The organism is Streptomyces sp. NPDC088246, from assembly GCF_044741025.1.
GTDB lineage: Bacteria > Actinomycetota > Actinomycetes > Streptomycetales > Streptomycetaceae > Streptomyces.
Window position 1 is genome coordinate 1 of the sequence record NZ_JBIURV010000029.1, and the last position, 20182, is coordinate 20182.

11 protein-coding genes and 2 pseudogenes are annotated in these 20182 nt (G+C 69.5%); 6 read left to right on the plus strand and 7 right to left on the minus strand.

Going from position 1 to position 20182, the window contains the following annotated elements; genetic code table 11:
- Nucleotides 1-90: 90 nt before the first annotated feature.
- The 4 genes and pseudogenes from ACIPEK_RS32115 to ACIPEK_RS32130 form a co-directional block, all read right to left on the minus strand.
- Nucleotides 91-465 (minus strand): annotated as a pseudogene (locus tag ACIPEK_RS32115) (PPOX class F420-dependent oxidoreductase).
- Between the two features lie 79 nt (nt 466-544).
- A complete protein-coding gene (locus ACIPEK_RS32120) occupies nt 545-2920 on the minus strand; it encodes a glycosyl hydrolase family 95 catalytic domain-containing protein (RefSeq protein ID WP_402003313.1) in 2376 nt (791 codons plus the stop codon).
- Nucleotides 2921-3089: 169 nt separating this feature from the next.
- Nucleotides 3090-3572: a DUF456 domain-containing protein gene (locus ACIPEK_RS32125; RefSeq protein ID WP_402003316.1), complete on the minus strand. Its 483-nt coding sequence runs from the start codon at nt 3570-3572 to the stop codon at nt 3090-3092.
- 127 nt (nt 3573-3699) lie between these two features.
- Complete coding sequence (locus ACIPEK_RS32130) at nt 3700-4689, minus strand: helix-turn-helix domain-containing protein (RefSeq protein WP_383078302.1); 990 nt, start codon at nt 4687-4689, stop codon at nt 3700-3702.
- 210 nt (nt 4690-4899) lie between these two features.
- On the opposite strand from ACIPEK_RS32130, the gene ACIPEK_RS32135 reads away from it, so the two are divergent.
- From ACIPEK_RS32135 to ACIPEK_RS32145, 3 genes are all read left to right on the plus strand, one after another.
- Nucleotides 4900-8664, plus strand: a complete 3765-nt coding sequence (locus ACIPEK_RS32135) for a S8 family peptidase (protein WP_402003320.1) — start codon at nt 4900-4902, stop codon at nt 8662-8664.
- 126 nt (nt 8665-8790) lie between these two features.
- Nucleotides 8791-10479, plus strand: coding sequence for a protein phosphatase 2C domain-containing protein (locus ACIPEK_RS32140; protein WP_402003322.1), 1689 nt, complete (start codon nt 8791-8793; stop codon nt 10477-10479).
- Between the two features lie 65 nt (nt 10480-10544).
- Nucleotides 10545-12287: a pyruvate dehydrogenase gene (locus ACIPEK_RS32145; protein ID WP_402003325.1), complete on the plus strand. Its 1743-nt coding sequence runs from the start codon at nt 10545-10547 to the stop codon at nt 12285-12287.
- A gap of 59 nt (nt 12288-12346) precedes the next feature.
- On the opposite strand, the gene ACIPEK_RS32150 is transcribed toward ACIPEK_RS32145, so the two are convergent.
- The gene (locus tag ACIPEK_RS32150) at nt 12347-15460 is read right to left on the minus strand and encodes an alpha-mannosidase (protein ID WP_402003328.1); all 3114 of its coding nucleotides are present in this window, start codon (nt 15458-15460) and stop codon (nt 12347-12349) included.
- 388 nt (nt 15461-15848) lie between these two features.
- On the minus strand, nt 15849-17066 hold the full coding sequence (locus tag ACIPEK_RS32155; protein ID WP_402003331.1) for a beta-ketoacyl-[acyl-carrier-protein] synthase family protein: 1218 nt from the start codon (nt 17064-17066) through the stop codon (nt 15849-15851).
- Between the two features lie 153 nt (nt 17067-17219).
- Between ACIPEK_RS32155 and ACIPEK_RS32160 the strand changes: the two genes are divergently transcribed.
- Nucleotides 17220-17849 carry a TetR/AcrR family transcriptional regulator gene (locus ACIPEK_RS32160; protein WP_402003334.1) on the plus strand — a complete coding sequence of 210 codons (630 nt, stop codon included), beginning with the start codon at nt 17220-17222 and terminating at the stop codon, nt 17847-17849.
- Between the two features lie 7 nt (nt 17850-17856).
- Here the strand turns inward: ACIPEK_RS32160 and ACIPEK_RS32165 are convergent.
- A pseudogene (locus tag ACIPEK_RS32165) lies at nt 17857-18428 on the minus strand (Tn3 family transposase); the annotation flags it as partial.
- A 340-nt stretch (nt 18429-18768) separates the two neighbouring features.
- Between ACIPEK_RS32165 and ACIPEK_RS32170 the strand changes: the two are divergent.
- Together ACIPEK_RS32170 and ACIPEK_RS32175 are read left to right on the plus strand one after the other, a co-directional pair.
- Nucleotides 18769-18993 (plus strand): hypothetical protein, encoded by a 225-nt coding sequence (locus tag ACIPEK_RS32170; protein ID WP_402003523.1) that lies wholly within the window; start codon nt 18769-18771, stop codon nt 18991-18993.
- An 18-nt stretch (nt 18994-19011) separates the two neighbouring features.
- Nucleotides 19012-20172, plus strand: coding sequence for an NAD(P)/FAD-dependent oxidoreductase (locus ACIPEK_RS32175; RefSeq protein ID WP_402003337.1), 1161 nt, complete (start codon nt 19012-19014; stop codon nt 20170-20172).
- Nucleotides 20173-20182: the final 10 nt, after the last annotated feature.

Genomic DNA, 20182 nt, shown 5'->3' on the forward strand with positions numbered 1-20182 from the left:
GTTCAACTTCACCTCCTCGATCTCCTCGACACCGACATCGGACAAACCCGCTGGCCACAGACCTGAAACGGTGACCCGCGAAGTCCGGGTCTAGGTCCCTTCGTCGAGGCCCCGGCTGTGGATCTTCTTCGGGTGGATGCGGATGAGCTCTTCGCTGAAGTGTGCGCCGAGGCCGGCGGTCCGGTGAGGAGTTCGGCCTCGCCGCGGAAGTCGACGCCGCGGACCGCCCACGGCCGCAGGCTCATGATGCCGTCGACGACCAGGGGCACCTTCGGGCCGGCCTGGAGGCTGCGCCACTTCTTCGTCGTCCCGAGTGCGTAGCCGCCGACCAGGACCGTCCCGTCCTCCTGCGGGAAGAAGCCGACGGGATCGGCCTGCGGCCGGCACGTCCGGGTCGACGGTGGCCGGCCGCCCCAGCCGTCGGGTGCTGAGGTAAGCGCGCCAGGCCTCGCTGAATTCGGTGATGGAGTCAGCCTCACACGCGTACCCGTCACTTGCACCGTCCGACGTATCGGACACCGGTCCCAGGACTTCGGGCCGGGGCTCAGGCCGGCAGGCCCCAGCGTGGCGCGGGCTCGTTCGCCGTGACCGGGCGGACGGTCAGGTCCGGGCGGTCGCCCTTTGCCGTGATCAGCGCCGAGTCGCCCTTGCGCAGGCGGATGCGTACCGCACCGTCGGCCAACTCCTCGTAACCCAGCGGTCGTCCGTGCCGGTCGCGAATCTCGATGGCACCCTCTATGCCATGGCGTACGACGCAGGGTGCGCCCGCCTCGCTGGTCACCCGCACCCAGCGGGTCCGCCCCTCTTCGCGTACCGCACTGAGCAGGAAAGCGCCCTGCGTACGGAAGTCATGGACGGTCATCTCCCGCCAAGCGGCGGGCAGCGCAGGGAAGACCCTCATCGTGCCGCCCCACGACTGGCACACCATGTCGTGCAGCGACTGGGCCGCCGACAGCGGGGTCTCGATGACCGGGCCCGACTCCTTGTACATGGTGTTCGCCTGGATGAAGCGGCTCATCAGCTGGCCGAGGTACTTCAGCGCGTCCTCGCCCTTGCCGAGCAGCGCGGACATCGACGCGGCGCCGGTGAAGGTGTAGCCCTGCAGAGCGCCTTCGAACCCCACCCAGTGGGCGAGGGACTTCTCGATCAGGGCGCGCTCATCGGGCGTAGCCCCTGTCAGCTCGTACAGCGGGTAGACCGCGAGCATGTGCGAGTAGTGGCGGTGCGACTTCGCGAACGGCACACCGGCGCCGATCATGAAGCCGTTGGCGTCGACCGGGTACGGCGCGAGCCTGGCCAGAACTTCCTGCCAGCGGGCGGTCAGCGGGTCGTGGATACCGAGCTGCTCCGCCGATTCCAGCAGGGTGCGGCAGCCCCAGCGCAGCAGCATCAGGTCGTAGTTGCAGTCGGGGGCGTTGACGCCGTACTCGGGGGAGAACGTCGCCGGGAGATGCAGCTTTCCGTCCGCGCCGGGCGTCAGGAAGTGCAGATAGTAGTTGACGGCCTTGCGCAGCAGCGGGAAGAGCGTGTCGCGCAGGATCGACTCGTCCATGGTGTGGCGGTAGGAGAGCCATACGTTGTGCAGCGCCCAGGTCAGATTGCCGACCTCGGGGGTGGGCGGGTCCTGGCCGGGGATGCCGACACCGTAGCCGCCGTCGGTGACCGATGCGCCGTTGACCAGTTGGGGGTCGGTGGTACGGGGCATGCCGGCGGAGTCCGCCCGGTAGGGGGCCGCGACCTCGCGGGAGAGCTGGTCCCGGAATTCGCTCAGGGCGCGGGTGACGGCGTCCAGTTCCAGGTGGTTGGAGCCGTGGATCAGCCAGTACTCCAGCTGGACGTTGAGATTCCACCAGGTGTTCGGCCACGGGGTGGGCTCCAGCCAGGGGCCGGAGGTGGCCATCACGGGAGCGTCCCTGCGGGCCGCCGAAGCCGTCTTGTACAGCTGGATCCAGTAGAAACGCTGCAGCCGGGCGTCGGGCAGGGACAGGAAGCTCTTCCGGTAGAACCGGTCCCACCAGGTGCGATGAGGCGCGGCGAGCAGACCGTACGGCAGCGCGGAAGCGGTCTTGACGGCACGCAGCGCACGGTCACGGGCCGTCGTCCCCGGGTGGGAGTGCGTGACGGTGACGTACAGGGTGCGGCTCGTGCCCCTGCTGCGCTCCTGCCAGGCGGTGACGTGCTGACCGCCCGCGAGCAGCGGCTGGACGGCGGCGGTGATCTCGCCGTGCTCTTCGGTCACCGCGGGCGGGTTGCCGGTGTAGCCGTCCGGGACGGGCTTGAAAGCGGCACGCGGGCTGATTGCGTCGGCCGGGTGGAAGACCCAGCGGAAGTCCTGCTCGCCCGCGCTCGGGGTGACCTCCACGGCGAGCAGATCGCTGGAGGAGTGGACGAAGGCGCGGAGCTTCAGGGTGCCCGCGGTCGTGGTGACGGTGCCTTCGAGTTCGGCGGTGCGCAACCGCATCCACCACTCGATGCCCGTGATGGTGCCGGCCGGTTCCAGGGTGAAGTGGCCGATCGGGAGGCGGGCGAGGCCGAAGAGGGAGCCGAACTCGGGGCGGTGGTCCTGGACCTCGGAGTGCTGGACGTTGAATCGGACGGCCGTGGTGGTGGCGCCGGGCTCGGCGTAGATGCCGGAGCCGAGGCGGCCGTTGCCCAGATACGGGCCCTCGTACCAGGTCTTCGGCAGCTTCTGCCAGAGCAGGTCGGCGTCGTCCAGGACCGTGCGCCAGCTGTCGTCGGGGGAGTGCACGGTGACAGGGGCCGGGGCGGCGGGTCCAGGGGCGGCTGCCTGGGCGGGGACGGACGCACCGCCCACCACGAGTGCGCCGCCGATCGCGGTGCCGGTGGCGAGAACACTTCTTCGGGAGGGGGACGGGGCTTCGTTCCGGGACGGGCGGGAGGGGTCCGGTGCTGTGGGCAAGGCGTCTCCTGACGACTCGTACGCAGGCACATCAATTCATCCGAGCTATTCCTCCAGGGAAGGTAGGCATGGGGTGTCCATGCGTCAATAGAGCTGGAGAGATCGGATGTGTCTCCCTCTATCTGGACAGCATCCATCCAAATGGTCAGGGGCGAGGGGGCGCGGAGGGTCAGGCCCAGATCACCGCGCTCAGCCAGGCCCCCGTCACCAGCAGACATGCGTAGAGCTCGACGAGCACGGAATAGCCCGTCGCCCGCATCGCCGAGCGGACCGATGCCCACCCCGCCCCGTGGCTGCCGAGCCGCAGCCGCTCCGCCCCGTAGACCGCCCCCACATAACCGACGATCCCGCCCACCACCGGCACCACGAAGAAGCCCACGATCGCGCCGGCCCCGCCCAGCATCAGAGTCTTGCGCGGTGCACCGGACTCACGGGGGCGGCGCGGCGGCAGCAACGGCTTCAGCGCCTGGTTCAGCAGAAGCAGTGCGGTGGCACCTATGAGTACCCCCCAGGCGGCCGGAGTCGTGTCGGCCAACGCCCACCACAGCACGGCGGCCCAGACGATCGCCTGCCCCGGCACCCCCGGCACCAGCACGCCGACCAGGCCGAGAAGCATCACCAGGCCGACGGCGACGAGCTGCCACACTCCCATCTGACCAGCCTGCCGGAGTCCGGCCGGTCCCGCCCGTCAGCGCGGCTCGGGGCGGGCCGTCGGTGCAGTTCAGGGTCGTAACGAAGTGGCGGGGACACCGGGCCGGGGTATCCGGCGGGGGCCTCGTTCAGGTCCGTGGCGTCCGGGCCACCCAGCCCCGCTCGTACGCGTGCCAGCCCAGCTGAAGCCGGGTCGACACCCCGGTCAGCTCCATCAGACCCTTCACCCGTCGCTGTACGGTCCGCAGCCCCAGCTCCAGCTGCTTCGCCACGCTCGCATCCGTCAGCCCGGCCAGCAGCAGCGACACAATCTCCAGGTCCGTCGCATCGGGCCCGGTGGGCTCCTCCTCCAGGCGGCTGCTCTCGCCGAGCCTCAGCGGCATGGCATCGCGCCACACCGCCTCGAAGAGCCCCATCAGTGACTCCAGCAGCCCGGAGGCATGAACCACCAGCGCCGCGGGCTCGGCGCCCCGTCCGGTCAGCGGCACCATCGCCAGGGCCGTGTCGGCGATGACCAGCTTCGTGGGCACCCGGTCGACGACCCGGCACTGCTCGTCACGACTCAGCGCGGCCGACAGCTCCGTGATCCCGGACGGCAGCGCGAGCACCTCGCGCTCGACCACCACCCGGAACGACACACCGCGCGTGGCGGCCTGCTCCTCGGACTCGTTCTCCATTCCGCTGACCGCGATCGGCTTCCCGGTGACCAGGGCGCACACCTCGCTCGTCGCCCCCAGCTGCAGCTGGTGGAAACGGTGCGCCACCGCGCTCGCGCCCGTGACCACCTCGACCAGATCGTGCACGGCCGAATCGGTGGCCTCCGCCCGGTACTCCTCGGCGAGCAGTGCCGCCGCCAGTTCCGCCTGCTCCAGCTCATGGCGCTGCTGGGTCAGCAGCGCACCCAGCGCCACCCCCGGCGGCGCGGCCACCCAACGGCCCGTACGGGCCGACGACTGGGCGGCCAGCCCGTGCTGTTCCAGTCGGCGCAACGCCCGTTCGGTGTCCGACTCGGGAAGTGCCAGCCGGTGCGCGAGATCGGAGACCTCCGCGGCTCCCACCGCCACGAGCGCGCGGTACGCCGACTCCTGTATCTCGTCGAGACCTATGGCTCCCAGCATCCCCGGACCCCTCCCGGACGCATTGATTCCGCACGATGTCGCTGTCTTCGGGTGCCCGGTCGTGGCGGAAAGCGGCCACGGCGTAAACCCGCCGTGTACATCATCCCTTTATCGCCCGTCGCTCTGCCAATGTGGCGCCACCGCAGTACCAACAACCTCCGGAATGCCGCGGTTTGTTCAGAGATATTCCGGTTTCAATTGGGGAGAGCGATGCGTCCGATATCGCGTACGGCACTGGGAGCGGCCACCGCCGCCGTCCTGGCCGTCACCGCGATCGCACCGTCCGCGGCAGCGCCGCAGGACGACACGACCGCGAAGAGACCACTGACCGGCAGTGCGGCCGCCGACACCAAGGAGGGAAAGCCGGTCACCGTCACCCTGGTCACCGGCGACAAGGTCCTGGTGAGCACGGACAGTTCGGGGGCCGCATCGGTCACCGCACTGCCGCGCGAGGACGGCACCGTCCCCCTCGTGCAGACCAGGCAGTCCGGCAAGGACCTCTACGTCTACCCCGACACCGCCACCGACGCGCTGGCTGCGGGCACGGTCGACGAAGAACTCTTCAACGTCACCGGACTCATCCGCCAGGGCTACGACGACGCGAGCACCAAGTCGCTGCCGCTGATCGCCGTCTACGGCAAGGACACGGCCCGCTCCGCGCCCGCCACCCCGCGCGGCGCCAAGCGCGGACTCGCACTCGACGCGATCGACGGCGTTGCGCTCAAGGCGGACAAGGAGAAGGCTGCCGACTTCTGGTCGGACGTCACCGACACCCGTTCCCGCTCGGCCTCCGGTCTGAAGAAGCTCTGGCTCGACCGCAAGGTTCAGGCCACCCTCGACAAGTCGACCAAGCAGATCGGCGCCGACCTCGCCTGGGCCGCCGGATACGACGGCAAGGGCACCAAGGTCGCCGTGCTCGACACCGGTGTCGACGCCGAACACCCCGACCTCAAGGGCCGGATCGCCGCCTCGGAGAACTTCACCGACTCCGACACCACCGACGACCGGCAGGGCCACGGCACCCACACCATCTCCACCGTGGGCGGCTCCGGCGCGGCCAGCGACGGCAAGAAGAAGGGCGTCGCCCCCGGCGCCGACCTGCTCGCGGGCAAGGTCCTCAACGACAGCGGCTCCGGCGCCGAGTCCTGGATCATCGCCGGTATGCAGTGGGCCGTCGACCAGAAGGCCGACGTCGTCTCCATGAGCCTCGGCAGCCCGACGCCGACCGACTGCACCGACCCGATGAGCGTCGCCGCCGAGGAACTCGCCCGGAGCAAGAACACCCTGTTCGTGATCGCGGCCGGTAACTCGGGACCGACGCTGAACACCGTCTCCTCGCCCGGGTGCGCCCCGAGCGTGCTGACTGTCGGCGCTGTCGACCGTGACGACTCCACGGCCCAGTTCTCCAGCCGTGGACCCGTGATCGGATCGCACACCCTCAAGCCCGAGATCTCGGCGCCCGGCGTCAACATCTCGGCCGCCGCGGCCGGCGGGCGGGGAATCTACGCGTACCGCACCATGTCCGGTACGTCGATGGCCACTCCGCATGTCGCGGGCGCCGCAGCCATCGTGAAGCAGCGTCACCCTGACTGGACCGCTCAGCAGATCAAGGCGGCCCTCGTGTCGTCCGCGAAGAGCGACATCCCCGGCGACGTACGCGAGACAGGCGGTGGCCGCCTCGACGTGAAGGCCGCCATCGACACCACCGTCGTCGGCGCCCCCGCCGTCCAGGGCGGCACCTTCAACTGGCCGCAGGACAAGAGCGACCGCACCACGGTCGACGTCCCGTACACCAACTCCGGCACCAAGCCGGTGAAGCTGTCGCTGAAGGTCCAGGGCGTCACCGGCAACGACGGGTCGGACGTCCGCTCCTCGGTCGCGAAGCTCGACGCGAGCACCGTCACCGTTCCGGCCGGAGCCACCGTCAAGGTTCCGCTGCACATCGACCCGACCGCGAAGCTGACAGCCGCCCAGTACGGCGATGTCACCGGACGCGTGCTCGCCACCGGGCCCGACGGCGTCAAGGTCTCCACCCCGTTCTCGATGTACGTCGGACCGGAGACCGTCACCCTGCGCGTCAAGCTCGTCGACCGCACCGGCAAGCCTGCCGCGGGCTCGTCCTCGCTGGACCTCATCGGCACCGACACCGCCAGCGGTGAGCGCCGCTTCAACGACGGCGCCACCGATCAGGTCTACCAGGTCCGCCCCGGTGCGTACTTCGTGTCCAGCTTCATCACGACGCCCGATGCAAAGGACGCCACCGGCAAGCTGGTCGAGTCCGTGGGCTACCTCGCGCGGCCGCAGCTGAACGTCACCAAGGACACCACCCTGGTCCTGGACGCCCGCAAGGCCCACCGGATCCAGGTGGAGACGGAGGACCGCGCGTCCGAGAACCGCTCCACCACGCTCTCCTTCGGCCGCAGCTGGGACGGCACATGGCTGCACTCGGGCTCCATCAGCGGCACCGGCATCGTCAAGAACTACCTGGCCGATGTGCAGGGCAAGGCAAGTGACGGCGACTTCGAGTTCGCCAGCTTCTGGCGAGCGTACGCGCCGCAGATCGAGAAGCTGTCGGTCGTCGGCGGTGCCGCACTGCACCCGACGGTGGCGAGCACCGGCTCCGTCAACCTCGACGGTACCGGGGAGGCCGCACTCGTCGACGCGGGCACCGGTACCCCCGACGAGCTGAAGGCCGCCGGTGTCCCGGGCAAGATAGCCCTGGTCCAGATCGCCGATGACGGAGCGATGGCCACTCAGGCGCGGAACGCCAAGTCCGCGGGCGCAAAGGCGGTCATCGCGTACCGGCCGTCCACGGGCCCCTGGCAGCCGTCCGTCGGATACGGTGCGGCGCCGCTGCCCTCTCTCGGCATCGAGTCGAGCGAGGCCGACGCACTGAAGGCCGCTCTGGCCGACGGCCCCGTGAAGCTGAGCTGGAAGGCCACCGCCGCCAGCCCGTTCGTCTACAACCTCGCGTTCCCCGAGACCGGCCCTGTCACCTCGGACCGTACCTACAAGGTCCGTGACAGCAAGCTCGGCAAGTCCACCGCCACGTACGAGGCGATGGGCGTCGCGGCCGACTACGTCGACACGATGATCATCAACCGCCCGTACGGCGGGAGTTACTCCGGAGGCTTCGACACCGTCGCCGTCCCCGGCGAGCGCACCGAGTACTACTCGGCGGGCGACACCGGCTGGGAGCGCTACCTCTCCTCCAGCTTCCCCTGGGGCGAGTACATGGTCGACCAGCCCCGTACCTACACGGCGGGCTCGAAGCGTACGGAGAACTGGTACCGGGGCATCCCGGCCCCGGCCGCTCCGCGTGACGCCGCGGGCAAGGTCCAGCTCGCCGCGGAACGGCAGGACAACCTGATCGGCGTCGCCCCGGGATTCTGGAGCGACACCGAGCACGCCGGTCTCCAGGGCTCCTTCGGAGACATCGGCAACATGCGGCTGAGCAGCGGTGGCGAGGTGCTCGGCGAGACCGGCTGGCCGTCCGGGGTGTTCACCGTTCCGGCCGGGGACGCCGCTTACGAACTCACCATGACCACGGCCAAGTTCGGCCAGCCCGCCGCCGTGTGGAAGCGGTCCACCCAGACCGAGACCACCTGGAAGTTCCGCTCGAAGCGGGACGAGAACGTGTACTCGCAGGGGATTCCGCTGCTCTTCCCGGGTTACGAGCTGGAGACCGACGGGCTCAAGTCCCTTGCGGCGAAGGACGGTCAGACGATCGGCCTGAGCGTCACCGGCCACGCGGGCTACACGCCCGGCAAGCTGGTCGCCGCCGAGGTCTCCTACTCGTACGACGGTGGCGAGACCTGGACCCTGGCCACCACCGCACAGCAGGGCGGCCACTGGACCGCGACCGTGAACCACGCGGGCGCGGCCGGCAAGCCGGTCACCCTGAAGACCGAACTGACGGACGCCAACGGCAACTCCGTCATCCAGACCGTGAACGACGCCTACGCCGTGCGCTGATCACGTCCTGACCGGTCCGCCGGGCGTCCTTCCCGTGGGGGGTGGGGCCGCCCGGCGGACCTTTTTCATGGCCACTTTTTCCGGATGACCCGTTTTCGTAAGGCCCGGGCGGTGGACAATAAGGGCATGAGCCAGCAGGGGGAGAGGCCCGCCGCCCACGAGGACGACTGGTGGCGCAGGCTGTACGACGAGACCGCCAGGGACACCGGGGCGAGCAATGCGGCCGACAGCCTCGACGACCGCTTCGACTCGGCGTCGGACGCGGTGAGTCCGGGCGGGCACGGGGGGTTTGACGGGGCGGCGGCGGGGGCTGGGCTTCTGCTTCCGCCTTCGGCGGTGGTGCCGGGCACGTCGGCTGGGCCGCCACCGCCTCCGCCTCCGCCTCCGCCGCCGCCTCCGCCGCCTCCTCCGCCAGTCGCGCCGTCCGCGCCTGCGCCAGTCGCGCCGTCCGCGCCTGCGCCGTCAGCGCCCGTGGTGCCTGAGCCGGTGCGGGTGCGTGCTCCGTGGGAGCCGCCGACTGCGCCCGTACGCGGCCCCGGTGCGTCCCCGGCCGGCTCTTCGCAGCCGCACACCTTCGCCGCACCGCCGGTTCCGGCCGGTCCTCCGGCCGCCGCTGACCCACCGTCCGGGCCGGACTCGCCGTCGGGGACCGGGCTTGTGCCCGAGCCGTCCCTCGCCGATGGGGCGTCCGCGCCGGCGCCGCCGCTGCCCAGGTGGGCGGGCGGCGAGGGACCCGCCGCCCCGCAGGCCCCCGTCACCACGGTCACCGCACAGGCACCTGCACCCGAGTCTGAACGCGTACCCGCACCCACACCCACACCCGCCCCACTCCGCCCTGTGATCGGCCATGTGGGTGACCGGCCGCCCACCTACGACGCCGAGCCCACCACGCTGCCCGCCACCGTCCCCCAAGAGCTCGACAGTCTCGTCGCCGACACCGTGCTCGACGGCGCCGAATACGGCACGTACACCCTGCGCGCCGCCTCCGTGCGCGGGGACTCCGCACGGTTCAGGGGCGAGCCCCGCCGCGATGCGCTGCTCACCGTCCGCTTCGGCACCGACAGGAGCGCGCTCGTCCTGGTCGCCGTCGCCACCGGGGCCCGCGCCACCGAACGGGCGCATCTGGCGGCGGCCGACGCCTGCCGCTGGATCGGCGGTGCCGTCGGCCGCAGCCATGTCCGGCTCTCCGAGGACATAAGGGCCGGCCGCCGTGACGACCTCAGATCCGGCCTGCATCGCCTCACCGACCGCGGCTACGGCAAGCTGCGCGCCCGCGCCGCCGAGCTGGGACTCGAACCGCAGCAGTACACGGCGGGCCTGCGCTGTCTCCTGCTGTCGGCGGACCCGGACTGCCGTACCAGGGTCTTCTTCGGCGCCGGCGCCGGTGGGCTCCTCCGGCTGCGCGACGGCGTCTGGCAGGACCTCGAACCGGAGGTTCCGGAAGCCGGTGACATCAGCGGCGAAGCCGCGGTCGGATTCGGCTCCCCCTCTGCCAGGAGCGGCCCCGACGGAGACCGCCTCACCATGGATCCGGGCATCGCCACGCCCCCGTCCCCGTATGCCGAGGGCCCGCTCGCCCCGCCCGCCGAGCCGTTCCGGTTCCGGGCGTCGGTGGCCCGGCCGGGGGACACCCTGCTGCTGTGCAGCAGCGGCCTCGCCGAACCCCTGCGCGGCGAGCCCGCGCTCGCCCAGGAGCTCGCCGAACGCTGGACCCCCGACCAGGCACCCGGGCTCGCGACTTTCCTCGCGGACACCCAGCTCAGGGTGAAGGGGTACTCCGACGACCGTACGAGTGTCGGCGTCTGGGAGGCGTAACCGCGCGCGCCATGGGTTGATGGATGCGGAGTCCGGAAGCCGAAGCGCGGAAAGGGTATGCACCCATGGCCAAGCAGAACGTGTCGGAGCAGTTCGTCGACATCCTCGCCCGGGCGGGCGTCAAGCGTATGTACGGCGTCGTCGGCGACAGCCTCAACCCGGTCGTCGACGCCATCCGCCGTAACTCGGCCATCGACTGGATCCAGGTCAGGCACGAGGAGACCGCCGCGTTCGCCGCCGGAGCCGAGGCCCAGATCACCGGCTCGCTGGCGGCCTGCGCCGGATCCTGCGGCCCCGGCAATCTGCATCTCATCAACGGCCTCTACGACGCCCACCGCTCCATGGCACCCGTTCTCGCCCTCGCCTCGCACATCCCTTCGAGCGAGATCGGTCTCGGCTACTTCCAGGAGACCCATCCGGAGCTGCTCTTCCAGGAGTGCAGCCACTACAACGAGATGATCTCCAACCCGCAGCAGATGCCGCGGCTGCTCCAGACGGCCATTCAGCACGCGATCGGCCGAGGCGGCGTCAGCGTCGTCTCGATGCCGGGTGACATCGCATCGCAGCCGGCCCCGGACAAGTCGATCGAGCACGCCCTCGTCACCTCGCGGCCGACGGTACGGCCCGGTGACGAGGAGATCGAGAAGCTCTGCCGGATGGTCGACGAGGCGAAACGTGTGACATTGTTCTGCGGCAGCGGCACGGCGGGTGCCCACGCCGAGGTGATGGAGTTCGCCGAACGGGTGAAGTCCCCGGTCGGGCACGCGCTGCGCGGCAAGGAATGGATCCAGTACGACAACCCGTACGACGTCGGCATGAGTGGACTGCTCGGCTACGGCGCTGCCTACGAGGCGACCAACGAGTGCGATCTCCTCATCCTGCTCGGCACCGACTTCCCGTACAACGCCTTCCTCCCCAACGATGTGAAGATCGTCCAGGTCGATGTGCGGCCCGAGCACCTCGGCCGCCGCTCCAAGCTGGATCTGGCGGTCTGGGGCGATGTCCGCGAGACGCTTCGCTGTCTGACTCCCCGGGTGAAGGTCAAGACCGACCGCAAGTTCCTCGACCGGATGCTGAAGAAGCACGCCGACGCGCTGGAGGGCGTGGTCAAGGCGTACACCCGCAAGGTCGAGAAGCACATCCCGATCCACCCGGAGTACGTCGCCTCGGTGCTGGACGATCTGGCGGACGACGACGCCGTGTTCACCGTCGACACCGGTATGTGCAACGTCTGGGCCGCCCGCTATCTCTCGCCCAACGGCAAACGCCGCGTCATCGGTTCGTTCAGCCACGGCTCGATGGCCAATGCGCTGCCGCAGGCCATCGGCGCCCAGTTCATCGACCGGAACCGGCAGGTCGTGTCGATGTCCGGCGACGGCGGATTCACCATGCTGATGGGCGACTTCCTCACCCTGGTGCAGTACGACCTGCCGGTGAAGGTCGTGCTGTTCAACAACTCCTCGCTCAGCATGGTCGAGTTGGAGATGCTGGTCGCCGGACTGCCGTCGTTCGGTACGACCAACAAGAACCCGGACTTCGCGGCGATCGCCAGGGCCGCCGGGGCGTACGGCGTACGGGTGGAAAAGCCCAAGCAGCTCGAAAGCGCCCTCAAGGACGCCTTCAAGCACAAGGGCCCGGCGCTCGTCGATGTCGTCACCGACCCCAACGCGCTCTCCATCCCGCCGAAGATCAGCGCGGAGATGGTGACCGGCTTCGCGCTCTCCGCCAGCAAGATCGTGCTGGACGGCGGAGTCGGCCGGATGGTCCAGATGGCCCGCTCCAACCTGCGGAACGTGCCCCGCCCCTGAACGAACCCGAGCAGAGGGGCGGGACGGGCCGGGCCTTCACGCCGGGGCCGGCCGGGACCTCATGCAGGGGTCAGACGGACCGTCAGGATCTGGAACGGCCGCAGCGACAGTACGAGACCGTGCTCATCGGTGTTTGCCTCGTGCAGCGGTCGTTCCAGCAGGTCGGTGATCCGGGCCTGTACGACGGGGAATCCCACCCGCAGTGTCGTGTCGGCGCGCCCGCCCGCCGATTCGTACAGCCGCACGATCACATCGCCGCTGCGGTCCTCGGCGAGCTTGACCGACTCCACCGTGACCGCCGGATGCCCGGTGCTGATCAGTGACGGCAGGGCCGGCGCAAGGGCCGCCCGCAACGGGAGATTGAGCGCCAGCCCCTCCCGTACCGCATCCGTGACCTCACCGCCCGGCGCCAGCGCGTACCTGAACCGATGCCTGCCGAGGTCGGTCTCCGGGTCCGGGCTGTGCGGGGCGCGCAGCAGCGTCAGCCGTACGGTCGTGCCCAGGCCCGAACCGTGCGGGGTCCGGGTCACCTCGTGCCCGTACGTCGAGTCGTTGAGCACTGTGATGCCGTACCCCGGCTCGGCGACCCGCAGCCAGCGATGGGCGCAGATCTCGAAACGGGCCGCGTCCCAGCTGGTGTTGTCGTGCGTGGGGCGGTGAATGTGTCCGAACTGGATTTCGGCCGTGGACCGTTCGGCGTGCACATCGAGCGGGAACGACACCTTGAGGACCTTCTCCGACTCCCGCCAGTCCACCTCGGTGTCGACGTCGATCCGCCGACTGCCCGCGGTCAGCCGGATCTCCTGCACGATGTGCGACGCTCCGAACGACCGCATCACACGGACGGCGGCCCGCAACGGTCCCTCCTCGACCAGTTCGACGGAGTCGGCGTCGGTGAGATCGGTGCGGCTGCGGCGGTAGTGGCGGTCGATGTCCCAGGCGTCCCAGTGATTGGGGTGATCCGGATGCAACTGGAGGAGGTTGGCCCGGTGACCGGGGGCGAGGACGTCCCGCCCCGCGCCGAGATCGCGGACGTCGGCGATCAACCCGTCGCCGTCGATCACGACCCGCAGCAGCCCGTTGTCGCATACGAATCCCTCGTCCGCCGAACCGGTCACCGTGACCGCGTGCTCCGGTACCGCCGAACCGTCCAGCAGACCCGCGCCCAGCCCGGGTGTCTCGGCGAGCACCGCCGTACGCCCGTCGCCCAGCGGCTGCACATGCGCGCCCGAGGGCAGCACCTCGCTCGCCTCGGCGTCCAGCTCGACCACCTGACTTCGGCGGTACGGCGATGAGTTGAGCGCCACGAGACCCTCGGCTCCGCCCAGCGCCGCCACCGCGTCCGCCACCAGCTCGGCCAGCTCCTCCCGTACCCGTTCGTATGTCTCGTGGGCCTCCCGGTGCACCCAGGCGATCGACGAGCCCGGCAGGATGTCATGGAACTGATGCAACAGCACCGTCTTCCACAGCCGGTCCAGCGCCTCGTACGGATAAGGGTGGCCGGGAGTCCGCAGCGCCGCCGTGGTGGCCCACAACTCGGCCTCACGGAGGAGGTGTTCGCTGCGCCGGTTACCCTGCTTGGTCCTGGCCTGGGTGGTGTACGTGGCCCGGTGCAGCTCCAGATACAGCTCACCGGACCAGACCGGTGCCTGCGGCCCGTACTCCTCCTCGGCCGCCGCGAAGAATGCCGACGGCCTCTCGATCTCGACCCTGGGCGAACCCTCCAGATCCCTGAGCCTGCGTGCCTTCTCCAGCATCTCGCGGGTCGGACCGCCCCCGCCGTCACCCCAGCCGAACGGGACGAGGGAGCGGGTCGCCAGCCCCTTCTCCGTGAAGTTTCTTTCCGCATGGGCCAGTTCGCGGCCATGGAACTGTGCGTTGTAGGTGTCCACTGGCGGGAAGTGAGTGAAGACCCTGGTCCCGTCGATGCCCTCCCACCAGAAGGTGTGATGTGGCATTTTATTGCTCTGGTTCCAGGACAGCTTCTGCGTCAGGAACCATTTCACCCCTGCCAGTCGCGCCAGCTGTGGGAAAGCGGCCGTGTAGCCGAAGGAGTCCGGCAGCCAGATCTCTTCCGTCTCCACCCCCAGCTCCTGCTCGAAGAACCGCTTGCCGTGCACGATCTGCCGGGCAAGCGCCTCACCGCCCGGCATATTTGCATCGGACTCCACCCACATCGACCCCGCGGGCGCCCACTGTCCGTGCGCCACGGCCTGCTTGATCCGCTCCCAGATGTGCGGCTGATGCTCCTTCACCCAGGCGTACTGCTGGGCCTGCGACGCGGCGAAAACCAGCTCCGGATAGTCCTGGCCCAGCGCGGTGACATTGGCGAAGGTGCGCGAGGCCTTGCGCACCGTCTCGCGCAGCGGCCACAGCCACGCCGAGTCGATGTGCGCATGCCCGGCGGCCGAGATCCGGTGTGCGCTCGCCGACGCCGGCCGGGACAGCACCTCGGTGAGCCGGTCCCGGCCGGCTCGCGCCGTGCCCGCCACATCGTGCAGATCCAGCGTATCGAGCATGCGCTCCAGCGCCCGCAGGATCTCGTGCCGCCGTGACCGGTCGACGGGCAGTTCCCGCATCAGCTCGGAAAGCACCTCGATGTCCAGAACGAGATGCCAGACCTCTTCGTCCAGCACGGCGAGGTCCGCGGAGGCGAACCGGTAGAGGGGCCGGTCACCCGCTGTAAGTACGTCCCCGAGCGGCGTCGGCGCGAAGCCGTGCTCCAGAACCGCCGGGTTGGCCGCCGCCTCCAGGAGCAACGAGACAGGTTCGCCACCGGCGGCCCGGGACGCGACCGTCAGATGCCGATTTCGTGGATGGATGCCCTTGAGCGGAACGCCCGCCGCGTCGTACAGCATCCCCTCGGCCTGGAATCCGGGCCCCTGGCCGGAGAAGCCGGGGTCGACGACCACCTCGACGCGCCGCCCCGCCCAGTCCTCGGGCACCGTCCCCTCCAGCCGGAACCAGCTGGTGGACCACGGCTTCCCCCACTTTGTACCCGCACTGAACGGCTCGTAGGTTCCCTCCAGTGCCTGGGCCACCGGTACGGGTTCGCCGGGGATGTGCCGGACGGAGAGGGCGAGCGGGGTCCGGGCCGGGTACTGGGCCGGGCGGATGAACTGGTGCAGGGCCCTTTCGAGGCGGTCCTCAACCAATGTGCGGTCGTCGTGCATCACGGCTCCTCGGGTCGGCGCCTTGGGGTGTTCATGGCTCCACTTCCCCGGCGGCGGAACCGGCACCCCTGCGAGCGGCGCGACGGGGTGATGGCTGATCAACTGGCCCTGCACACACCCGGGCGGTCGACTGCTGGTCGGTCGAGCCCCGCTTGCAGACCAGGCTTCGCCGCCGGGGGCCCCTTCCATGCGGAGGATCGGACCCTGTCTGTCGTCAAACCCTGTCAGCAATCGCCATCGGATCTTATTGGATCGGCGGTGCCCCGGCGCCCCGGAACGTCCGGGTTCATTGGATGCGCTCCCCGCCTGTCGGCAAGCGATCGTTTGCCGACAGGCGGGCGACGATGATTGCTGAATCAGTGGCCTTTGCAGGCAAAGGAGATTTTGATCAGCGGACCGTGGTGAAGGCCAAGGAGACGTTATGGCCACCGAAGCCGAAGGAATTAGCCATTCCCGCGGTCCAAGCTCCTTGACGGGGGCGATCGGAGACAACGTCGAGGTTAATCGCGGGGTCGATCTTGTCAAGGTTTCTGGTGGCCGGTGCGATCCCGTCCCGCAGAGCGAGGAGGGTGGCGATCGCGCCCAAGGCTCCGGACGCTCCCAGGAGGTGCCCGGTCATTGACTTGGTAGCGGTGACGACTGGGTGCGTTCCGACGGCCTCTTCCACGGCGTTTGCCTCCGCAAGGTCTCCCTGCGGAGTGGAGGTGGCGTGTGCGTGGACCAGACCGATGTCCTCGGGTGCCAAGCCGCCCGCTGCCAACGCCATGCGGATGGTCCGCGCTTGCCCGGCGGTGTCGGAAGCCGTGATGTGCTGGGCGCTGGACGTGACTCCGGCGCCAACGAGTGCGCCGTGGGCACGCGCGCCACGGTCGCGGGCGAAATCCCTGCGCTCCAGCACCAGGACGGCAGCACCCTCGCCGAGCACAAAGCCACTGCGTTCCGAGTCGAAGGGACGGGACGCAGTATCCGGTTCGTCGTTCGTCGTGGCGAGGGCCATCATCTGCGCGAAGCCGGCCAAGGGCAGTCCGTGCACACATGCCTCGGTTCCTCCGGCTACGACCACGTCGGCACGGCCGAGACGGATCAGATCCAGGCCCAGGGCGATGGCCTCTGCCCCGGACGCACACGCGCTGACAGGGGTGTGTGCTCCGCCCCGAGCTCCCAGATCAATGCTTACCCAGGCAGCCGGGCCGTTGGCCATCAACATCGGCACGGTGTGCGGAGAGACCTTGCGCGGCCCGGATACCTCCAAAATATCGTCCTGCTCAAGCAAGGACAGCACACCTCCGACACCGGTGCCGATGACGACAGCCAGCCGCTCCGGATCGACGTCGGGACGTCCCGCATCGGCCCAAGCTTCACGGGCACTCACGACCGCTGCCTGCTCGCACCGGTCCATCCGGCGGGCCTCTGTTCGCCGCATGGCTGCTGCAGGGTCCACTCGCATGCGAGCCGCCAGGCGGACCGGTAATGCAGAAGCCCACGGGTCATCAAGTACGGCGACTCCGTTTTTTCCGGCCAACATTGCGGACCACGTCGTTGCAACGTCGCCGGCCAGAGGTGTGGTCGCCCCAAGGCCGGTCACCCACACACCTGCGTCTGCCATGACTTCCTCGTCTCCTAGCGCCTCAGATGGCCGCCGCTGACTGTCCTCCAACCGGCCGCGCGCAGTGGTCAGCGGCTGAGGCGGACAATCGGGTGCCGCTGTGATCCACAACATACCCAACCAACCGTCTGGTTGGGTATGTAGAGTTGCGCCATGTCAAGCAGTGATCAACTAGTAGGAACCCGTGACCGTCTGCTGGCCGCAGGCCGTGAGGAATTCGCCGCTCACGGCATGGCAGGCGCGCGCGTCAGCCGAATCGCGGAGCGGGCGGACGTCAGCAAGGAACGTATCTACGGCTACTTCGGCAGCAAGGAGAACCTCTTCGTCGCTGTCGTCTCCGAGGCCCTCAACGAGCACGCCGTTCTGCTGGGACCACCTTCCGGGGATCCGGCCGACTTTGTCGGCCGGATCTACGACCTCCACCAGCGCAATCCTCAACTGCTTCGCCTGATGATGTGGGAAGCCCTGCAATACGACGGAGACTGCCTTCCAGCCGAGCGGCAGCGGTCGATCCGTTACCAGGGAATGGTGGAGACACTGGCCGCGGCGCTGGGTACGAAGCCGGACGATCGCGCTGCAGGCACCCTTTTGGCTCTCATCGGGATTGCTGTACTGCCCTCCGCTTTCCCCCAGATCACCCGACTGATCCTTGGCTCTACGGCCGACGAGCATACTGACCTGCGTCAGTACCTCGTTGACTTGGCCCGTCGGATGACTGCCACTGCGCCATTTCCGTCGGCTCGTGCCGGGCTGAGCGTCGCCCCCGGCGAACTGGAGCGCTGAGCCGGGCTCACTCGTCGTCATCGTCGTCATCGTCGTCGAGATCGGCGGCGTCCGGGTCGCGCAGTGGCCGCAAGCCGTCGAACGGCTGGGAGGGGGTGAAGCTGTAGCGGTCCAGGACTGTTCGGGTTCTTGTGCTTGAGTGGGGAGAGCCGCGCGACGTCTTCGTCGCGGATCTCGTGGCCCGCGGCGCGGAGCTGGGCGCCGCGGCGTCGATGTACCGCGTCGTCCAGAGCACCACCGCATTCAAAACGAGCCCCAGTGAGCCCAACTGATCTTCCATCCCGTCCCGGTACGCCTGGTGGATGGTCCCCTTCTTGCCGTGGCAGATCTCGCGGGCGAGCTTGTGGCGGAATTCCTGGACGGTGAGCTGCTTGTGCATCTGCCGCCGGTAGGTGTCGTCGACCGGGTCGACGACGGCGAGTAGGTGCAGCGTCTTTGCGATCCGCCATACGCGGCGAACGCCTGCCACAGCGGCGTGGGGTGACCCTCGCGGCCGAACATCCGGAGCAGGTCGTAGGCGCGGACCTGGTTGGTGACCAGGGAGCCGGCCACCCGCAGCATGTCCTGCCGTCCAGCAGTCGGGCACGCGGGTCGGACCAGCGGTGCGAGGGGGAGGCGTAGATGTCGCGGCGCGCGAGGGCGCGGAAGAGCTGTTCCAGCACGCACACCACGTACGCGTCGCGGTCTACCGCCCCCTCCGGCAGCTCGGCGTTGGCGTACACCGCCTTGCGCCACACCGGCGGCACCAGCTTGTCGTCGATCTCGCGCGGCAGCAGCGGCTTCTCCGTCACCCGGCGCCTCGCCGGGGCCGCCAGCCGCTTCACCCCGGCCAGCACCCGCTTGCCGCCGGTCGCCGCCCCGAGCGGGGCGGTTCGGCGGGACCTTGCTCAGCTTCACCCGCCCCAGCTGGAACGCCGCGATGTCATCCACCCGCTGCAACGCGTTCTTCATCGCGGTGCCCGTGGTCCGCGTCGGCGGCCGGAGCAACTGCTCCAGGTACGAGTACCGCTTGCCCTCCGGCGTCTTCAACAGCGCCACCAGGTCACCCGGCAGCGCCGGGTCCGCCCTCCGGGCCGCCTTGGCGACCGTGGCTGTTGCGTTGATCCCCAAGGCCGGCACCCTTGGCGACTCCAAAGCAATGTGACATATTACTGTCGTGTTCATGAGACAGCCCCTGGATGTCGTCATCGTCGGGGCCGGAGTGGTCGGTGCCGCCTGCGCCTACTACGCCTCCCGGTCCGGACTGTCCGTAGCCGTCGTCGACCGAGGGCCGGTCGCCGGAGGCACCACCGGAGCCGGGGAGGGCAACCTCCTGGTCTCCGACAAATTGCCAGGACCCGAACTGGAACTGGCCCTGCTCTCCGCCTCCTTGTGGCGCGAACTGTCGGAAGAACTTTCTTCGGACATCGAGTACGAGATCAAGGGCGGCCTGGTCGTGGCGGCGTCCGAGGAATCCCTGACCACCCTGTCCACGACGGCCGCCGACCAGCGAGGAGCCGGAGTCGAGGCGTACCACGTCACATCCGACCGGCTCCGCGATGCCGAGCCTCACCTCGCACCGCACCTTGCCGGAGGCTTCCACTACCCGCAAGACGCTCAGGTTCAACCGGCGCTGGCGGCAGCCGAGTTGTTACGGGCAGCCGGCCGCTCCGGAGCACGCCTGTGCCCGGGGGAGGAAGTCGTCGGGATACTCAGGGATCGGGATGGCGCGGTACGCGGGGTGCGCACCGCACGGAGTGAACTGCGCGCCCCGGTGGTCGTCAACGCGGCGGGCACCTGGGGCGGTGACCTGGCCGCGATGGCCGGAGTGGACCTGCCGGTCCTGCCGCGCCGGGGGTTCGTGCTCGTCACTGAGCCGTTGCCGCGGCTGATCCGGCACAAGGTCTACGCGGCGGAGTACGTGTCCGATGTGTCGAGCGGGTCCGCGGCGCTGCAGACCTCGCCCGTGGTGGAGGGAACCCCGTCGGGGCCGGTGCTGATCGGGGCCAGCCGCGAACGGGTCGGCTTCGACCGGACGTTGTCGGTTCCGGCGATCGCCCGACTGGCCGCCCAGGCCGCCGCTCTCTTCCCCGTACTGGCGGATGTGCGGGTGATGCGCGCCTACCACGGGTTCCGTCCCTACCTGCCCGATCATCTGCCGGCGATCGGCCCGGACCCCCGGGTGCCAGGCCTCTTCCACGCCTGCGGCCATGAAGGAGCCGGGATCGGGCTGGCCCCCGCGACCGGACTGCTGATCGCCGACGCGATCGCCGGGCGGCAGCCGGTACTGGATCTCGGACCGTTCGCCCCGGACCGGTTCGACACCACGTGCCATGCCACATGACTGCGAAGGG